The 16,195-nt window shown below is 36.8% G+C and carries 15 protein-coding genes; 9 read left to right on the forward strand and 6 right to left on the reverse strand.

Annotated features, from left to right (window positions below):
• Nucleotides 1–101: 101 nt before the first annotated feature.
• The 6 genes from RM539_RS09820 to RM539_RS09845 all read left to right on the forward strand — a co-directional run bounded on the left by RM539_RS09820 (nucleotide 102) and on the right by RM539_RS09845 (nucleotide 6,733).
• Nucleotides 102–1,310 carry a M14 family zinc carboxypeptidase gene (locus RM539_RS09820; protein ID WP_311503219.1) on the forward strand — a complete coding sequence of 403 codons (1,209 nt, stop codon included), beginning with the start codon at nucleotides 102–104 and terminating at the stop codon, nucleotides 1,308–1,310.
• 76 nt (nucleotides 1,311–1,386) lie between these two features.
• Nucleotides 1,387–1,866 carry an Lrp/AsnC family transcriptional regulator gene (locus tag RM539_RS09825; protein WP_311503220.1) on the forward strand — a complete coding sequence of 160 codons (480 nt, stop codon included), beginning with the start codon at nucleotides 1,387–1,389 and terminating at the stop codon, nucleotides 1,864–1,866.
• Between the two features lie 88 nt (nucleotides 1,867–1,954).
• A complete protein-coding gene (locus RM539_RS09830; protein WP_311503221.1) occupies nucleotides 1,955–4,537 on the forward strand; it encodes a phosphoenolpyruvate carboxylase in 2,583 nt (860 codons plus the stop codon).
• Nucleotides 4,537–5,055: a DinB family protein gene (locus RM539_RS09835; RefSeq protein ID WP_311503222.1), complete on the forward strand. Its 519-nt coding sequence runs from the start codon at nucleotides 4,537–4,539 to the stop codon at nucleotides 5,053–5,055. Before RM539_RS09830 ends, RM539_RS09835 begins: the two co-directional genes overlap by 1 nt.
• Before the next feature lies 1 nt (nucleotide 5,056).
• Nucleotides 5,057–6,076: a YihY/virulence factor BrkB family protein gene (locus RM539_RS09840; RefSeq protein WP_311503223.1), complete on the forward strand. Its 1,020-nt coding sequence runs from the start codon at nucleotides 5,057–5,059 to the stop codon at nucleotides 6,074–6,076.
• Nucleotides 6,077–6,184: 108 nt separating this feature from the next.
• Entirely contained in the window at nucleotides 6,185–6,733 is a 549-nt protein-coding gene (locus tag RM539_RS09845; RefSeq protein ID WP_311503224.1) for a type 1 glutamine amidotransferase domain-containing protein, read from the forward strand.
• Between the two features lie 74 nt (nucleotides 6,734–6,807).
• Here RM539_RS09845 and RM539_RS09850 read toward each other — a convergent pair whose 3' ends face one another.
• Together RM539_RS09850 and aroB are read right to left on the reverse strand one after the other, a co-directional pair.
• Nucleotides 6,808–7,134: a hypothetical protein gene (locus RM539_RS09850; RefSeq protein WP_311503225.1), complete on the reverse strand. Its 327-nt coding sequence runs from the start codon at nucleotides 7,132–7,134 to the stop codon at nucleotides 6,808–6,810.
• Between the two features lie 62 nt (nucleotides 7,135–7,196).
• On the reverse strand, nucleotides 7,197–8,273 hold the full coding sequence (gene aroB, locus RM539_RS09855) for a 3-dehydroquinate synthase (protein WP_311503226.1): 1,077 nt from the start codon (nucleotides 8,271–8,273) through the stop codon (nucleotides 7,197–7,199).
• Nucleotides 8,274–8,369: 96 nt separating this feature from the next.
• Here aroB and RM539_RS09860 point away from each other — a divergent pair, with 96 nt between their 5' ends.
• The gene (locus RM539_RS09860; protein ID WP_311503227.1) at nucleotides 8,370–9,566 is read left to right on the forward strand and encodes a proline dehydrogenase family protein; all 1,197 of its coding nucleotides are present in this window, start codon (nucleotides 8,370–8,372) and stop codon (nucleotides 9,564–9,566) included.
• A gap of 72 nt (nucleotides 9,567–9,638) precedes the next feature.
• Here the strand turns inward: RM539_RS09860 and RM539_RS09865 are convergent, their stop codons facing one another.
• From RM539_RS09865 to gcvT, 4 genes are all read right to left on the reverse strand, one after another.
• On the reverse strand, nucleotides 9,639–10,364 hold the full coding sequence (locus tag RM539_RS09865) for a YebC/PmpR family DNA-binding transcriptional regulator (protein ID WP_311503228.1): 726 nt from the start codon (nucleotides 10,362–10,364) through the stop codon (nucleotides 9,639–9,641).
• Nucleotides 10,365–10,472: 108 nt separating this feature from the next.
• Complete coding sequence (locus tag RM539_RS09870) at nucleotides 10,473–10,760, reverse strand: 4a-hydroxytetrahydrobiopterin dehydratase (RefSeq protein ID WP_311503229.1); 288 nt, start codon at nucleotides 10,758–10,760, stop codon at nucleotides 10,473–10,475.
• A gap of 83 nt (nucleotides 10,761–10,843) precedes the next feature.
• Nucleotides 10,844–11,659, reverse strand: a complete 816-nt coding sequence (locus tag RM539_RS09875) for a sugar nucleotide-binding protein (protein WP_311503230.1) — start codon at nucleotides 11,657–11,659, stop codon at nucleotides 10,844–10,846.
• Between the two features lie 5 nt (nucleotides 11,660–11,664).
• A complete protein-coding gene (gcvT, locus tag RM539_RS09880; protein WP_311503231.1) occupies nucleotides 11,665–12,747 on the reverse strand; it encodes a glycine cleavage system aminomethyltransferase GcvT in 1,083 nt (360 codons plus the stop codon).
• Nucleotides 12,748–12,913: 166 nt separating this feature from the next.
• On the opposite strand from gcvT, the gene RM539_RS09885 reads away from it, so the two are divergent.
• A complete protein-coding gene (locus RM539_RS09885) occupies nucleotides 12,914–14,446 on the forward strand; it encodes an NAD(P)H-hydrate dehydratase (protein WP_311503232.1) in 1,533 nt (510 codons plus the stop codon).
• A 114-nt stretch (nucleotides 14,447–14,560) separates the two neighbouring features.
• Nucleotides 14,561–16,072: a histidine ammonia-lyase gene (gene hutH / locus RM539_RS09890; RefSeq protein WP_311503233.1), complete on the forward strand. Its 1,512-nt coding sequence runs from the start codon at nucleotides 14,561–14,563 to the stop codon at nucleotides 16,070–16,072.
• Nucleotides 16,073–16,195 lie beyond the last annotated feature (123 nt).

The raw sequence follows: 16,195 nt of genomic DNA on the forward strand, positions 1-16,195 counted from the left end.
TTTTAAATTTATAAATAAAGGTTATTGGATTTTTTCCATATACTTACTTACTGTTACATCACTAGGTTGTTTACAATTGTACCAGAAAACAATATTGCTCCATGTTTACAATTGTAAAATCTATATTTTTTACTTTTGTAAACATGGAAAAATACCCAAAACATTTACAACAGTTAATGCAGGAGTATCCTCAAATTAAACATCCGGAAATCTCCGGGAGGTACATAAACCTGGATCATATACGTCCTGCACTGGAAAAATTTTCTGAAAATTATCAGATTGAAAACATAGGAAAATCTGTTCTTGGAGAAAATGTCCCTATAGTGAAGTTAGGAGACGGTAAGACTAAAATTCTGGCCTGGTCTCAAATGCACGGCAATGAGTCTACTACTACAAAAGCTGTTTTTGATATTTTAAATGCTTTTCGTAGGAAGGAGGAATTTCCTGTTTTACAGCAAATCCTGAAAAAATGTCAAATCTGGATTATTCCAATGCTAAATCCTGATGGTGCAAGGTCTTATACCAGGATTAATGCAAATTCTACCGATCTTAATAGGGATGCACAGGAACTAAAAGAAGTGGAAAGCCGAATATTACGCGAGCAATTTGATCTTTTTTCCCCTGACTTCTGCTTTAATCTACATGATCAAAGGACCATATATACTGCGGGAAATGCGCCCAGGCCTGCAACACTTTCCTTTCTCACCCCTTCTATGGATGATCGTCGCCAGGTCTTTCCTAGCCGGAAAAAAAGCATGAAAATTATTGCTGCGGTGTCTGCAGATTTAAAAGAGGAAATGCAGGGCCAGATTGGCCGTTATGATGATGCTTTTAATCACAATTGTACTGGGGATACATTTCAAACTATGGAGGTGCCCACAATACTTTTTGAGGCTGGACACTATCAGGGGGATTATCAACGGGAAATTACCAGGAAATATGTTTTTGCAGCTCTGGTTTCGGCTTTACATTATATCTCCTCTGAAGATTATTTAAATGCTGATTATCATGAATATGGTAAAATTCCTGAAAATCAGAAGCTTTATCATGACATTATATTGAGGAAGGTACGCCTTGATGGGGGAATTTATGATGTGGCCCTACAGTACAGGGAGGAATTAAGGAATAAAAAAATTAAATTTACACCTGTTGTTAAATTAATAGATAAAGAAATAAAGAAATTTGGACTTCAGGAATTTGATTGCAGAAAAGAAGAAGTGTTTATTAACGAAGAAGACAAGGTACGCGAAAACGTTGTAGTTAATAAAATTATCTTAAAGGAAGAAGAAATAGACCTGAAACCTGAATAATTCCAGAAAACTTTATCAATACTTCAATGAATTTGTATTATTTTTGAATTTCATATAAAACAGAAGTTTAGAAAAAATGGCCAAGTTTAAATTAGACGAAACAGATCACCAGATTCTTGATATGCTTATTGAGAATACCAGGACTCCTTTTACTGATATCGCTAAGAAACTACTAATTTCTGCCGGTACAGTTCATGTGAGGGTTAAGAAGATGGAAGAAGCGGGAATCATTATAGGTTCTTCGCTTACGCTGGATTATAAAAAATTAGGCTATGCGTTTATCGCTTATGTCGGGGTGTTTTTAAAGAATACTTCCCAAACCAAATTTGTGCTTGAACGCATTAACGAAATTCCGTTTGTTACTGTGGCCCATGTTACCACCGGTAAGTTCAATGTGTTTTGCAAAGTAAGGGCTAGAAATACCCAGCATGCAAAAGATATTATTTTTCAATTAGATGATATAGAAGGAGTTTACAGAACTGAAACAATGATTTCACTTGAAGAAAGCATTAACGATAAGAAGCGTTTGATGCACTCCATTTTTCAGGACATGTAAAGTTATCCTAAACTTGTAATAAAAACCCTTTAGGCTAACTTGCATAAAGGGTTTTTTAATAAATTTATGTCAAACACCAACTATTATTATGCATAGAGAACCAAAACTTGAAAGATTCAATGAAAGCGTACTGGCTAAATACCAGATCTACAACAGTATTTTCCTAACTCTTCCTTTCAGCGACATCAGTAAAACCGGGGCTTTGTTACCTCTTTTTCAGGATGTTTGCGAAGAAGGTTTTAAAGAAAACAAAAATCCTTCAGAAATTGTAGAGCGTTTTTTTAAAAAATATCATCAAAATCCTACAGAGGAAGAAAAAAATAACCTTCTCTTTAGATTTATACAATTTATAGAGCGCCAGGTAGTTTTGTTTGATGCTATTGAAGATGCTTCCTTTCCTATTGTAAATAACATGGATGGCCGCGGAACATTAAGGAATGTTAAAGAAGAAGCGGAAGCAAAAAATAAAACCCAGGAACTGCGTACTTATTTGAAGCGCTTTAAGGTGCGTCCAACTTTAACTGCCCACCCTACACAGTTTTATCCGGGAGCAGTACTGGGAATAATCACAGACCTTGACAAAGCCATACAGGAAAACAATGTAATAGGTATTAAAAAATTGTTATCCCAGTTAGGTAAAACACCATTCTTTAATAAGGAAAAGCCTACACCGTTTGATGAGGCGGTAAGTCTTATCTGGTATTTTGAAAACGTATTTTACCATAGTGCGAGCAAAATCTATAATTATATTCAACAGAATATTTTTGAAGGGGAAGATGTGGGCAATCAGGTAATAAATCTGGGATTCTGGCCCGGAGGAGACCGTGACGGAAATCCTTATGTAACTACAGATATTACCCTTAAAGTTGCACGCAGGCTTAGGAGCACCATTTTACTGAACTATTACAGGGACATCCGGAAATTAAAACGCAGGATTACCTTTGAAGGTATAGATGAAATTGTTTCTGAAATAGAATCTGCCTTATACAAAGGTGCGGTTTCAAGGGAAGAAGAACTTCAACTTTCACTTGAAGATTTTAAGTCTAAACTCCAGCAGATAAAGGAGATAATAATTGAAAAACATAATTCTCTTTTCCTTGACGAAGTTGATGATATTATCAATAAAGTTAATCTCTACGGTTATTATTTTGCCACTCTGGATATTAGGCAGGATGCTTCTGTACATGAAGAAGTATTAGATGAAATCATTAAAGTAACTAATGCGAATGGTTCTAAGATTTTGCCGGAAAATTACAAATATTTATCAGGAGAGGAGCAAATTAAAGTGCTGCGAAATGCACAGGGCAAATTAAATCCCGATGATTTTGAGGAAGGTATTACTAAATCCACAATTTCATCTGTGTATGCCATGCAGACCATCCAGGAAAGAAATGGTGAAAACGGGGCTAACAGGTACATTATAAGTAATTGTGGCTCTGTACAGGGAGTACTTACTCCATTCGCTTTTCTAAGGGCCTGCGGCTGGGAAAAACCAACTGTAGATGTTATACCACTTTTCGAAACAGTTCCTGATTTGCAATCTGCTCATAAAACCATGGAGATCTTATATAACGATCCGGTTTACAGTGAACATTTGAAAAGAAGAGATATGAAACAGACCATTATGCTTGGTTTTAGTGATGGAACAAAAGATGGTGGTTATCTTATGGCAAACTGGAGTATATATAAAGCTAAAGAAGCAATTACTGAAGTTTCCCGAAAATATGGAATTAAAGTAATATTCTTTGATGGACGTGGCGGACCACCGGCAAGAGGTGGAGGTAAAACGCATCAATTCTATGCTTCCCTTGGGCCTGGAATTGAAAATGAGGAAATTCAGTTAACCGTACAGGGACAAACTATTAGTTCCAATTTTGGAACAGAAGATTCCTGCAGGTATAATCTTGAGCAACTGCTAAGTTCCGGGGTATCAAACGAAATTTTTAGTAAAGGAAGCAATGAACTTTCTGAAGAAGATCGCCATACAATGAATGATCTGGCAGAAAAAAGCTATAATACATATACAGGGTTTAAGCAGCACGAGAAATTTATTCCCTATCTCGAAAAGATGAGTACACTTAAATACTATGCTAAAACCAATATTGGAAGCCGTCCATCTAAAAGGAACAAGTCTGCTGAACTTAATTTAACCGATTTGCGCGCAATTCCATTTGTGGGAAGCTGGAGCCAGTTAAAACAAAATGTTCCCGGCTTCTTTGGAGTAGGAACGGCCATAGAGTATTATGAAAAGGAGGGAAAACTGGACAAGGTAATTCAGCTGTATAATAACTCAATATTTTTCAAAACTTTGCTTGAAAATAGTATGATGAGCCTTACCAAGTCATTCTTTGAGCTAACTTCTTACATGCAGGATGATAAGGAATTCGGAGAATTCTGGAAACTTATTCATTCCGAATTTGAACGTAGTAAACGTATGATCCTTAAAGTAACCGGTTATAATGAACTAATGGAAAACCAGCCGGCGGGAAGGGCTTCTATTCAGGCAAGGGAAAAAATTGTATTGCCTTTACTTACCATTCAGCAGCATGCTTTAAGAAAAGTACAGGAATTGCAAGATTCCGAAGAGAATAAAGAACTATTGGAGGTTTATGAGAAGATGGTCACCCGTTCTCTTTATGGAAATATTAATGCAAGTAGAAATTCAGCTTAATGAAGGTAAGCTCGTTACATTCTGATGAATACCTTGATTTTTATCAGGGCTATATTAATAACATCCCCAAAGATCAGTCTTTGGGGATGTTATTTCAGCAGAATAAAAATGATATTCTGGAGATCCTGAATAAAATTTCTGCGGAACAATTAAAATATAGATATGCTGAAGGAAAATGGAATGTAGCAGAAGTATTACAGCATTTAATTGATGTTGAACGAATTTTCCAGTACCGCGCATTGTGTATTGCAAGGGGAGAAAAAAATCCTCTGCCGGGTTTTGACCATGATAACTATGTTCAAAATTCATTTGGAGGTGAAAGAAATCTGGACGATCTTATAACGGAATTTAAAATTGTAAGAAACTCTACTATACAATTGTATAACAGTTTTGCTGAACCTGTACTTGAATACCGGGGTTTAATGAATGGAGCTCCTGCCAGCGTTCGCGCAATTGGATTTATTATTGTGGGACACATGATGCATCACCAGAAGATATTACTGGAGAAATATTTATAATATGCTGGGATCTTTTAAAACATTATGGAAGCTATTAAAGCAGGCTTATTTCAGCTGGAACAGGAATGAGCCGTATGCCCGTGCGGCAACAATAGCCTATTATGCTTTGTTTTCACTTCCGTCTTTGTTGATAATAGTGGTGACTGTAGTTGGGTATTTCTTTGGAAGAGCTTTTGTTCAGGGGAAAATCACCCAGGAAATTTCTTCATTTATTGGAGAAGAATCTGCCAATGCCATTGAAGGTATGGTTTCCAATGCAGCCCTGACTGAGCGATCTACTTTTGCTATCATATTTGGCATTCTATTTCTTCTTTTTGGTGCAACAGGAGTTTTTTTTCAGCTTAAAATGGCCATGAATAATATCTGGAATGTTGCGGCTAAGAAAGTAAATTTTGGCAGGATAGTATTAGACCGGGTAATTTCTTTGGGGATGGTTCTAGTAATTGGTCTCCTGATGTTAGTTTCTCTTATTATTTCGGCAGTATTAAGTATGGTACGAGATGAAGTTCAACAGTTTATTCCAAATATTACCACATTTATGGTGAGTGCTGCAAATTTCTTAATTTCTTTTTTATTTATCACCTCGCTTTTCGCTGCCATTTTCAGATTGTTGCCAGATATACATATTAAGTGGAGAACTACCTACTATGGTGCGGCATTAACAACAATTCTTTTTCTAATAGGGGAATATTTAATAGGATTCTATTTTGGACAAAGTGATCCGGCTTCCATTTATGGCGGAGCATCTTCTGTGGTACTTATCCTGCTATGGGTTTATTATACCTGCCTGATACTCTTTTATGGTGCAGAATTCACGGTTCAATATGCTTTGCATAAAAACGAGCGGGTAGAGCCTAACAGTTATGCTGAACCTGCAATTTATCAGGAAATGGAGAAACTGGAAAGCAAGCGTATTCAGCTAAAAGAGGAAAAGGAGATTGTTGATAAACTCAAATCCAACCTTGATAACGATGATGACCCAAACAATTCTGATGAAAATCAGAAAAAGTCTGAAAAGTAAATGCTTCGGTTAGGAAATGTTTAACGCCTAAACCCTGGGTTTTATAAGGGTCTTAATATAATTTTCCGGTGTTGCTTCATATCTTTGAATGAACAAAAAACTTGAATTATGGATAAGAAAATAGCAATTTTAGCTACAAACGGATTTGAAGAAAGCGAATTGAAATCACCTAAAGAAGCTATGGAAAAAGAAGGTTTCAAGGTGGATGTTGTAAGCCCTGAATCCGGAAAAATTAAAAGCTGGGATATTGATAAATGGGGTAAAGAATACGATGTGGATAAAACTTTGGATCAGGTTAGTGCAAAGGAATATAATGCACTTGTCCTTCCCGGGGGAGTTATGAATCCTGATAATCTTAGAGTAAATGAAGATGCATTGGTTTTTGTAAGAGACTTTTTTAAACAAAGTAAACCAGTTGGGGCCATTTGTCATGCTGCATGGACTCTTATTAACGCTGAAGTAGTAGAAGGAAGAACATTAACTTCTTATAAAACCTTAAGAAAAGATCTTGAAAACGCAGGAGCACTTTGGGTTGATAAGGAGGTAGTGGTTGACGAAGCTTTTGTTACCAGTAGAAATCCAGATGATTTACCAGCCTTTAATGCTAAAATTATCGAAGAAATTAAAGAAGGAAAGCATGATTTACAGCATGCGTAGATTATAATAACACATAGGTATCAAAAAAGGAGCGTCAAATCGCTCCTTTTTTTTACTCAAAACTGAAACTAATTTTACTGTTTTTTATCTTCATCAGGATCCTCATCTTCAGATATTGAATCTTCATCATCCTTCTCGGGGATTTCCACAATAGGCTCATTAAAGTCTGAATCATCATAATCATCTTCATCAAAGCTTGCCATAGTACTTTCCAGACGGGTACTCACTTTAACAAGATAAATGGTGTCTACTGTTCTTACTTCAACAGCATCTACGGTTTCATTTTTCGCATTCTTAAATGATATTATTTGATCATCATCATAGCCATCCGGATATTTATCTACTAAAAGGCTAAGGATTTCAGGAGTTAATTTTTTGTAGTCTACAATTATCCTCTTCATAGGTAGAACGATTTAAACAAGATTTTAAGTAGTTATTCAGTTAGTAATTTAAATTTAATATTTTAGGAGAAATCAAAGTTTTGATAATAATCAAAAGCTTCATAAATCACCTCATTTGGTACTACACAATCAATTTCAGGTTGACCAATATCTTTAAGTAGCACAAAATTCACTTTTCCATGCTCATTTTTTTTATCAAATTTCATTAAATCAATAATCTCTTCCAGATCATTTTCCTCAAATTCAATTTTGCTGTAAATATCAAAAATTTTTGAAGATATCCTACTTAATTTTTCTTCAGGAAAATTTTTTAATTTTTTCGATATAAAAGTGGCAAGAACCATACCTGCAGCAACAGCTTCTCCATGCAATAAAGAAGGTTTTGAGCTATGGGTTAGAAAATAAGATTCAATGGCATGGCCCAAAGTATGGCCATAGTTAAGTGTTTTGCGGATATTTTTTTCAAATGGATCTTTGGTTACTACTTCAGATTTAATCTCAACAGATTTTTTTATGATTTCATCCAGGTCGCTGAGATCAAGATTAGTCAAATTTGAAACTTTATTCCAGTAGGCTTCATCCTTAATCAAGCCATGTTTTAAAATTTCAGCCAGTCCACTGCGCATTTCATTTTTAGGAAGGGTTTCCAGATAAGCGCTGTCAATAATAACCATTTCAGGATCACTAATTACTCCAATTTGATTTTTAAGATTGCCTAAATCAACTCCAGTCTTTCCGCCAACTGAAGCATCAACCATGGAAAGTAGGCTAGTGGGAACATTTATATAATGAATACCTCTTTTAAAAGTGCAGGCCACAAAACCTCCAAGATCGGTAACCACACCGCCACCCACATTAATGAGCAGGCTTTTTCTGTCGGCACCTAATTCTGAAAGTGCATTCCACACTCCATTACAGGTTTCAAGATTTTTACTTTCTTCTCCTGCCGGAATTTCAATGATCTCAAATGCTGAAGGCTCCTCAATTTTACTTAAAAACCGGGCGACGCAATGTTCATGTGTATTAGAATCAACCAAAACAAAAACTTTGGAATATTGATTTTTAGCTAAGTAAGTATTAGCAGAATTGTATGCCTCTTTATTATAATAAACTTCACCTTTGTTTACCGGATTTGCCATTGTTCTTACCGTTTTTAACGGTCCCGAAAATAAGGAGAATTATTATTTAATAAAATCAAAGTTCAATATTTATATTTGCGCAATTATTAATACCTCATGATAAGTAAAAAAATTTTTAATAATACTGAAACGGCTTTTAAACTGAAGTCTGCTTTGGAACTGGACAGGGCAATTTTTTTGTTCAGCATGATGAAAATGCAAAAGCTGGTAAAGGCAGGAACTTTCCTGACTAAATTCTCTTTGAAATTACATCTCCCGGTAGAAGGACTTATTAAGAAAACCATTTTTGAACAGTTTTGCGGAGGAGTTACCACAGATGATTGCAAACCGGTGATAGAGGAAATGTATAAAGAAGGATTGCACAGCATCCTTGATTATTCGGTGGAAGGAAAGGAAAACGAAGCTCAGTTTAATGCTGCCCTGGAGAAAAAATTATCACTTATAAAATTTGCTGATAAAAAAAGTGAACTGCCTTTTTCTGTTTTTAAACCTACCGGAATAGGCCGATTTGAAATTTGGGAAAAGGTTACTGAAGGGCTAACGCTTACCCGGGAAGAAAAGGAAGAATGGAAGCGAATTAAAGAGCGGGTTGAGAAACTCTGCAAGGCAGCCCATGATCATGACGTAAGATTATATGCCGATGGAGAAGAAAGCTGGATGCAGGGTGCGGCTGATGAGCTCATGGAAGAAATGATGCGCAAATACAATAAGGAAAAGGCAATTATTTTTAACACCCTGCAGTGTTACCGATGGGACCGCATAGATTATCTGAAAGACCTGCACGAAAAAGCCAAAAAGGAAGGTTTTAAAATTGGTGCTAAAATCGTTAGGGGAGCTTATATGGAAAAAGAATATGCCAGAGCAAAAAAGCTTGGATATCATACTCCAATTTGTGAAAGTAAAGAAGCGACGGATATTAATTTTAATAGTGTAATGTCTTATTCCCTTAACAATTTAGATGATATTTCGGTTTTTATTGGTACTCATAATGAAGTTAGTAATTATCTGGCTTTGCAGATAATGGAGGATAAGGGGATAGCTTTAGACGATCCGCGAGTTTGGTTTAGTCAACTTTTTGGAATGAGTGATCATATTAGTTATAACCTGGCAAGAAAAGGCTATAATACCGCTAAACTGGTTCCCTTTGGCCCGGTACGAGATGTTGTTCCATATTTGTTGAGACGTGCCCGGGAAAATACTTCAGTTAAAGGTCAAACTGGCAGGGAGCTTTCTCTTTTAATGGAAGAGCGGAAAAGAAGAAGCGGGAAATTGAATGAAGCGCACAAGCAATAGTTTGCAATAATTATAGAACGAAGAAAAGGAGGATTAGCATTTTGCTAATCCTCCTTGTTTGATATTATACATTTATTCTTCAGAAGAAGATTCCTCCATGGTATGATAAACATTTTGTACATCATCATCTTCTTCCAGCTTTTCCAGTAATTTTTCAACGTCTTCAGCCTGAACGGGAGAGAGTTTTTTAGTTACCTGTGGAATTCTTTCAAAGCCTGAAGAAACTATTTCAATATTTCTATTTTCCAGTTCTTTTTGAATACTTCCAAAATTTTCAAATGGTGCGTAGATATGAATACCGTCTTCGTCTTCAAAAACCTCTTCAGCCCCAAAATCTATTAATTCAAGTTCCAGTTCTTCCGCATCCAGACCTTCAGCATTAATCCTAAAGTTACAGGTATGGTCAAACATAAATTCCACCGATCCTGATGTGCCCAAATTTCCGTCGCATTTATTAAAATGGGAGCGTACATTTGCCACTGTCCGGTTATTATTATCGGTAGCAGTTTCTACGAGAATGGCTATACCGTGAGGGGCGTAACCTTCAAATAGTACAATTTTGTAATCTCCCTGGCTTTTATCTGAAGCCCGTTTAATGGCGCGTTCAATATTGTCTTTGGGCATATTTACGCTCTTGGCGTTTTGGATCACCGCCCGCAGCTTAGAATTACTGTCCGGATCTGGCCCTCCTTCCTTTACTGCCATTACAATATCTTTCCCAATACGGGTAAAAGCTTTGGCCATTGCAGACCAACGCTTCATCTTTCTTGCTTTTCTAAATTCGAATGCTCTTCCCATTATATAAAATATAAAATCGGGGACAAAAATATAAAAAAGCTTCTAATCATTTTTATAATCAGAAGCTTCCTTTTCTCTTACCGTGTAATTAAAGAAATACCTGCAGTTTTAGCCGGCTTCAACAATTTCTTCGATGGCATTTGCCAGCTTAAAATCCTTTTCGGTTACCCCTCCTGCGTCATGAGTGGAAAGTGAAATTTCCAGTTCGTTATACACATTTCCCCAATTGGGATGGTGCTGCTGGGCTTCGGCCTCAAAAGCAATACGCGTCATTACCGTAAAAGCGTCTTTAAAATTATTAAACTGAAATGAGGTGTGTATGGCATTTTTGGCATACTTCCAGCCTTCAAGAGTCTCTAGTTTTTTATTGATAGCTTCTTCACTTAATTTTTCCATAATTGTTGATTTTGAATGTTTAAGTTAAGGAACAAGGTGTTGAAAGAAAATTCTTGAAAATCAGTTTAATAAAAAATTAACAGCTAAAGCTCTTTGCAGCCCTTAATTACATCCTGCACCGTAATATGAAGATTGCCCGGCAGCAGATTATCCTTGGGTAAAACGGCAAGAAAACGATCAAAATTGGAATCATAAACGTTCTTAAAAAGCGGATTCTGCATACCTAATTCTTCGCAAAGATCTTTAGTGAAATCCCGTTGGTGAACCAAATCTGTGCTGCCAAGATGAAACACACCTTCTCTTTTTCTGTTTATGATATAGTGGATTTGTTGCGTTACTTTTTGAATTTCAGTAACATTAATCACCACATTTGGAAATACCTCCACTGCTTCTTCTAAATCAATTAATGTTTTAAGCTCTTTTACCCGAGGGGAATTATACCCGAATACCATTGGCAGTCTTAAAATATTATATTTATGGTTAGGCAATCGCAACAGGGCATTTTCAATTTTGATCTTAAACCTTCCGTAAATACTTTGAGACAGCGTTTTATCATACTCGTAAGACGGATAATTTGTAAACGCATCAAACACATTAGCGGAAGAAATAAATAGCATTTTGCAGTCGCTCCGCATAATATATTCCATCGCATAGAAATGGGCTGCTACCTGCGCATCAAAATTTCCCCGAACCGCAGAAATAATTATAGTTGGCTGCAGATTCTCCAGCAGAACCGTTATATTTTCAGTTTCCATATCGTACTGAAAAAACTGCCGATTTTTGCTGAAGGTTTCATTTTCGGAATAGTACGTTCCATAGGTGTCAAAAAAAGACCGTAATTCCCTGTATAAAGAATTGCCTATAAATCCGCTACCTCCTAAAATTAATATTTTTTCCAAATGAATTATCCTTTATAAAAGGGCAGTTTCACCTGTGTGGCAGGAATATTTTTCTTCCTTATCTGGATATGAATCTTCTTACCAAGTCCGGCAAATTCTGCTGGTACATACCCAAGACCAATACCTTTTTCCAGGGAAGGTGACATGGTACCCGACGTTACAATGCCAATAACAGTGCCATTTTTATCAACTATATCATAACCCTGTCTAGGAATCCCACGTTCATCAAGCATAAATGCAACCAGCTTTCTTGAAGGGCCTTCTTCTTTTTCTTTTTTGAGAGCTTCAGAATTGATAAAATCCTTATTGAATTTAGTAATCCAGCCAAGGTTGGCTTCAATGGGAGAAGTTTTTTCATCAATGTCATTCCCGTACAGGCTAAAACCCATCTCCAGCCTAAGCGTATCCCTTGCGGCCAGCCCAATTGGTTTAATGCCGAATTCAGCACCGGCTTCCATAACCCTGTCCCAAATTTGCTCTGCATCTTCATTTCTGAAATATATTTCAAAGCCACCGCTGCCGGTGTATCCTGTTGCCGAAATAATCACTTTTTCCACACCTGCGAATTCTGCAACTTCAAAGGTGTAAAATTTCATTTTTTTAAGATCAACTTCAGTTAAAGCCTGCATGGCTTCAGCAGCTTTTGGCCCTTGTATAGCAAGAAGGGACATTTCATCTGAAATATCCTTCATGGTGGCGTCCATGGTATTGTGCTGGGAAATCCAATTCCAGTCCTTTTCAATATTAGAAGCATTTACCACCAACAAAAACTTTTCAGCATTAATCCTGTAAATTATAAGGTCATCTACAATCCCGCCGGTTTCATTGGGCATACAAGTATATTGTGCCTTTCCGTCCACCAGTTTTGATGCGTCATTGGAAGATATTTTTTGAATGAGTTCCAGGGCGTTTTCTCCCGAAATCAAAAATTCACCCATATGAGACACATCAAAAACACCAAGTTTTTCCCGTACATTCTGATGTTCAATATTTACACCATCGTAAGACACCGGCATATTATAACCTGCAAAAGGAACAATCTTGGCATTCAGAGATTTATGTTTCTCAATAAGGGCAATATCTTTCATTTCATATAAAATTTGCGCAAATTTATTGATTTCACTTAGAATACAATATTTAATTCCCGGTTTTTCTGTGAAAGGCCCTAAATGCATTAGCTACATAGATGTTAGAATGAAATTAAGAAAACTATGGTGTGCATTAATTAATTTTGTAAAACTGAAACTTCATATTATGAAAATATTTTCTGCATCGCAGCTAAAAGAGGCTGATGAGATTACCATAAAAAATCAAAATATTACTTCTGAAGAACTCATGGAAAGGGCTGCCACTACAGTCTTTCATGAAATACACCGAAGGCTGCAGGGTGCCGCCATTTCTGTTAAAATTTTCTGCGGAATTGGGAACAACGGAGGTGATGGTCTGGCAATTAGCCGAATGCTTATTGAACATGGCTATCAGGTAAAGGTTTTTATAGTCAATTATTCCGAGAAAAGGTCTGAAGATTTTCTTGCGAATTATGACAGGATAAAGAATGTAACCAGGCAATGGCCGGAACTAATAAAAAAAGAAGAGGATTTTCCTGATTTGAATAAAGGAGAATTTGTTATAGATGCTATTTTTGGTATAGGCCTGAATCGTCCCATTGAAGGCTGGATGGCCAGATTAATAAATCATATTAATAATTCTGATGCCTTTGTTCTTGCCGTAGATATGCCATCGGGATTATTTCCAGATAGAATTCCCGGTAAGAATGATGCAGTTATAAATGCCGATTTTACCCTTACTTTTCAATCGCCAAAACTGGTTTTTTTCTTACCTCAAACAATGGATTTTGTAGGCGATATGCAGGTACTGGATATTGGGCTTGATCAAAATTATTTAGCAGAAACCACTACAGATATTCAGCTAATAAGGAAGGCTGAAGCACATCAACTGTATAATCCCAGGAAAAAGAATTCTCATAAAGGTAGTTATGGGCATGCCCTCACTATTGGCGGGAGCTATGGTAAAATAGGAAGTATTTTGCTTACCTCTACAGCCGTTTTGCGTACAGGAGCCGGACTTTGTACTGTTTTTGTACCAAAATGCGGATACAATGTTATCCAGACAGGCTTGCCTGAAGCTATGGTGATTACTGATGAAAATTTTGAAATGTTAACCAATATCAAAACAGGTTTGGATGCAGATGTGATTTGTTTTGGAGTGGGGATTGGCACAAGTGAGGAAACAGTCGGTGCTTTTAAAGAACTTCTTGAGAATACTACAAAACCTATGCTTATAGATGCAGATGGCCTAAACATTCTTTCTAAAAATAATGATTTGCTGGAACTACTTCCGGAAAATTCTGTTTTGACTCCACATCCAAAGGAATTACAGCGATTAATAGGGGAGTGGAATGATGATTTTCAGAAAATTGATATGGTTAGAAAATTTTGCAGGCAGTATAAGCTAATTATAGTACTTAAAGGAGCTTATACTTTTACCTTTGATGAAAATAACATGTATATAAATACCACAGGTAATCCCGGAATGGCAACTGCCGGAAGCGGAGACGTACTTTCAGGAGTTATTACCAGCCTGCTTTCTCAAAAATATGATCCCTTAATTGCTGCTGTTTTGGGAGTATACTTACACGGAAGGTCAGGTGATATTTATGCCGAGGAACAATCGTACGAAGGTTTAATATCCGGTGATATTGCTGATAACATGGGACGGGCTTATAATGATCTTCTTCGAAGCAATAATAGTGAGAACGATAAGTAACAGGATATAATAGGAAAAGAAGATATTCAAAATTCTTAAATAACAGCAGTCTTATTTGGATTCCTTGAATGGAAGTAAGATTTTTGCAGGAACAGATACTTTTTGTCAAATTTCATGCAAAGCACTCATTACATTACTTCCGCAGTTTTAGATCTTGAACAGATAGAGGAAATTACTGATCAGAAAAAAATACTGGAACTTAGTGATGAAGCAAGGCTGAATATTACAAAATCCAGGGAATATTTAGATCAGAAAATAACCAGAAGTACTGCACCGGTATACGGTATAAATACCGGTTTTGGGGCACTCTGCAACGTAAAAATATCTTCGGAAAAACTTACTGAACTTCAGGAAAATCTGGTAAGATCCCATGCATGCGGAACGGGCGATAGAGTGCGCAAACCTATAGTGAGGTTAATGCTTTTGCTGAAAATACAATCTCTTAGCTACGGCAATTCGGGTGTTTCTTTAGAAACCGTAAACAGGTTAATAGCGCTTTATAATGAAAATATCCTGCCTGTTATTTATGAACAGGGTTCATTGGGAGCCTCAGGAGACCTGGCACCGCTTGCACATCTTGCGCTTCCGTTAATTGGAGACGGTGAAGTTTATTATAAAGAAAAAATTATCAGTGGTCAGGAAATACTGGAAAAAATGGATTGGGAGCCGGTAAAGCTACAATCCAAAGAAGGGCTGGCCCTGTTGAACGGAACACAATTTATGAGTGCCCATGCTGTTTATGCCTTGATAAAATCTTATAAACTTGCTTATTTTTCCGATCTAATAAGTTCAATTTCTATTGATGCCTTTGATTGTAATCTTTCACCGTTTGATGAGCTGGTGCATATGCTTAGACCGCATAGGGGCCAGGTAAAAACAGCAGAGCGCATAAGAGCTTTCCTGGAAGGTAGTGAAATTGCCTTACAGGAAAAGGAAAATGTTCAGGATCCTTATTCCTTTCGCTGCATACCTCAGGTGCACGGAGCTACAAAAGATACTCTGGATTTTGTGAGGAAAACGGTCAAAACAGAAATTAATTCGGTGACCGATAATCCAAATATTTTTATTAAAGCAGATAAGATTATTTCAGGTGGCAATTTTCATGGACAACCGCTGGCTCTTGCCCTGGATTATTTAAGCATAGCAATGGCAGAAATGGCAAATATTTCAGAAAGGAGAATCTATCAGCTTGTTTCAGGTCTTCGCGGTTTACCTACTTTTCTTGTGGAAAATCCCGGGTTGAACAGTGGCTTTATGATTCCGCAGTATACAGCTGCCAGTATTGTTAGCCAGAATAAACAATTAGCCGCTCCGGCGTCAGTAGACTCTATTGTTTCCTCTAATGGCCAGGAAGATCATGTAAGTATGGGAGCGAACAGCGCAACTAAAAACCTTCAGATTATTGAGAATGTAAATACTGTGCTTGCAATTGAATTATTTAATGCTTCTCAGGCTATACATTTTCGTGAGCCTGCCAAAACTTCTCCGATTCTTAATGATTTTCTTTTTGATTTTAGAAGAGAAGTACCTGTTTTTTCTGAAGATGTGACAATGGCTCCATATATAAAAAAAGCTAAGCTATTTTTAGAAAACCGGGAAATTACGAATGCTTACCTGGGGAATTAAATTGTGGTTGCCCACTGAAAGATTATACTAAGTTCAATTGCTTCAAAATACAGGGGATTGATAGGGGATCGTTATCTGAATTTCCACCTGCGGTGCATTTATCTATACCAATCCGCTTATTCA

Source organism: Autumnicola musiva (assembly GCF_031846585.1).
Lineage (GTDB): Bacteria > Bacteroidota > Bacteroidia > Flavobacteriales > Flavobacteriaceae > Autumnicola > Autumnicola musiva.

What these genes read in the sequence shown, in the direction of transcription:
- RM539_RS09885 (WP_311503232.1), top strand. Translation starts at nt 12,914, where the DNA reads ATGAAAATATTTTCTGCATCGCAGCTAAAAGAGGCTGATGAGATTACC.
- RM539_RS09840 (WP_311503223.1), top strand. Translation starts at nt 5,057, where the DNA reads ATGCTGGGATCTTTTAAAACATTATGGAAGCTATTAAAGCAGGCTTAT.
- aroB (WP_311503226.1), bottom strand. Translation starts at nt 8,273, where the DNA reads ATGGCAAATCCGGTAAACAAAGGTGAAGTTTATTATAATAAAGAGGCA.
- RM539_RS09820 (WP_311503219.1), top strand. Translation starts at nt 102, where the DNA reads ATGTTTACAATTGTAAAATCTATATTTTTTACTTTTGTAAACATGGAA.
- RM539_RS09830 (WP_311503221.1), top strand. Translation starts at nt 1,955, where the DNA reads ATGCATAGAGAACCAAAACTTGAAAGATTCAATGAAAGCGTACTGGCT.
- RM539_RS09865 (WP_311503228.1), bottom strand. Translation starts at nt 10,364, where the DNA reads ATGGGAAGAGCATTCGAATTTAGAAAAGCAAGAAAGATGAAGCGTTGG.
- RM539_RS09860 (WP_311503227.1), top strand. Translation starts at nt 8,370, where the DNA reads ATGATAAGTAAAAAAATTTTTAATAATACTGAAACGGCTTTTAAACTG.
- RM539_RS09870 (WP_311503229.1), bottom strand. Translation starts at nt 10,760, where the DNA reads ATGGAAAAATTAAGTGAAGAAGCTATCAATAAAAAACTAGAGACTCTT.
- RM539_RS09835 (WP_311503222.1), top strand. Translation starts at nt 4,537, where the DNA reads ATGAAGGTAAGCTCGTTACATTCTGATGAATACCTTGATTTTTATCAG.
- RM539_RS09850 (WP_311503225.1), bottom strand. Translation starts at nt 7,134, where the DNA reads ATGAAGAGGATAATTGTAGACTACAAAAAATTAACTCCTGAAATCCTT.
- RM539_RS09845 (WP_311503224.1), top strand. Translation starts at nt 6,185, where the DNA reads ATGGATAAGAAAATAGCAATTTTAGCTACAAACGGATTTGAAGAAAGC.
- hutH (WP_311503233.1), top strand. Translation starts at nt 14,561, where the DNA reads ATGCAAAGCACTCATTACATTACTTCCGCAGTTTTAGATCTTGAACAG.
- RM539_RS09825 (WP_311503220.1), top strand. Translation starts at nt 1,387, where the DNA reads ATGGCCAAGTTTAAATTAGACGAAACAGATCACCAGATTCTTGATATG.
- gcvT (WP_311503231.1), bottom strand. Translation starts at nt 12,747, where the DNA reads ATGAAAGATATTGCCCTTATTGAGAAACATAAATCTCTGAATGCCAAG.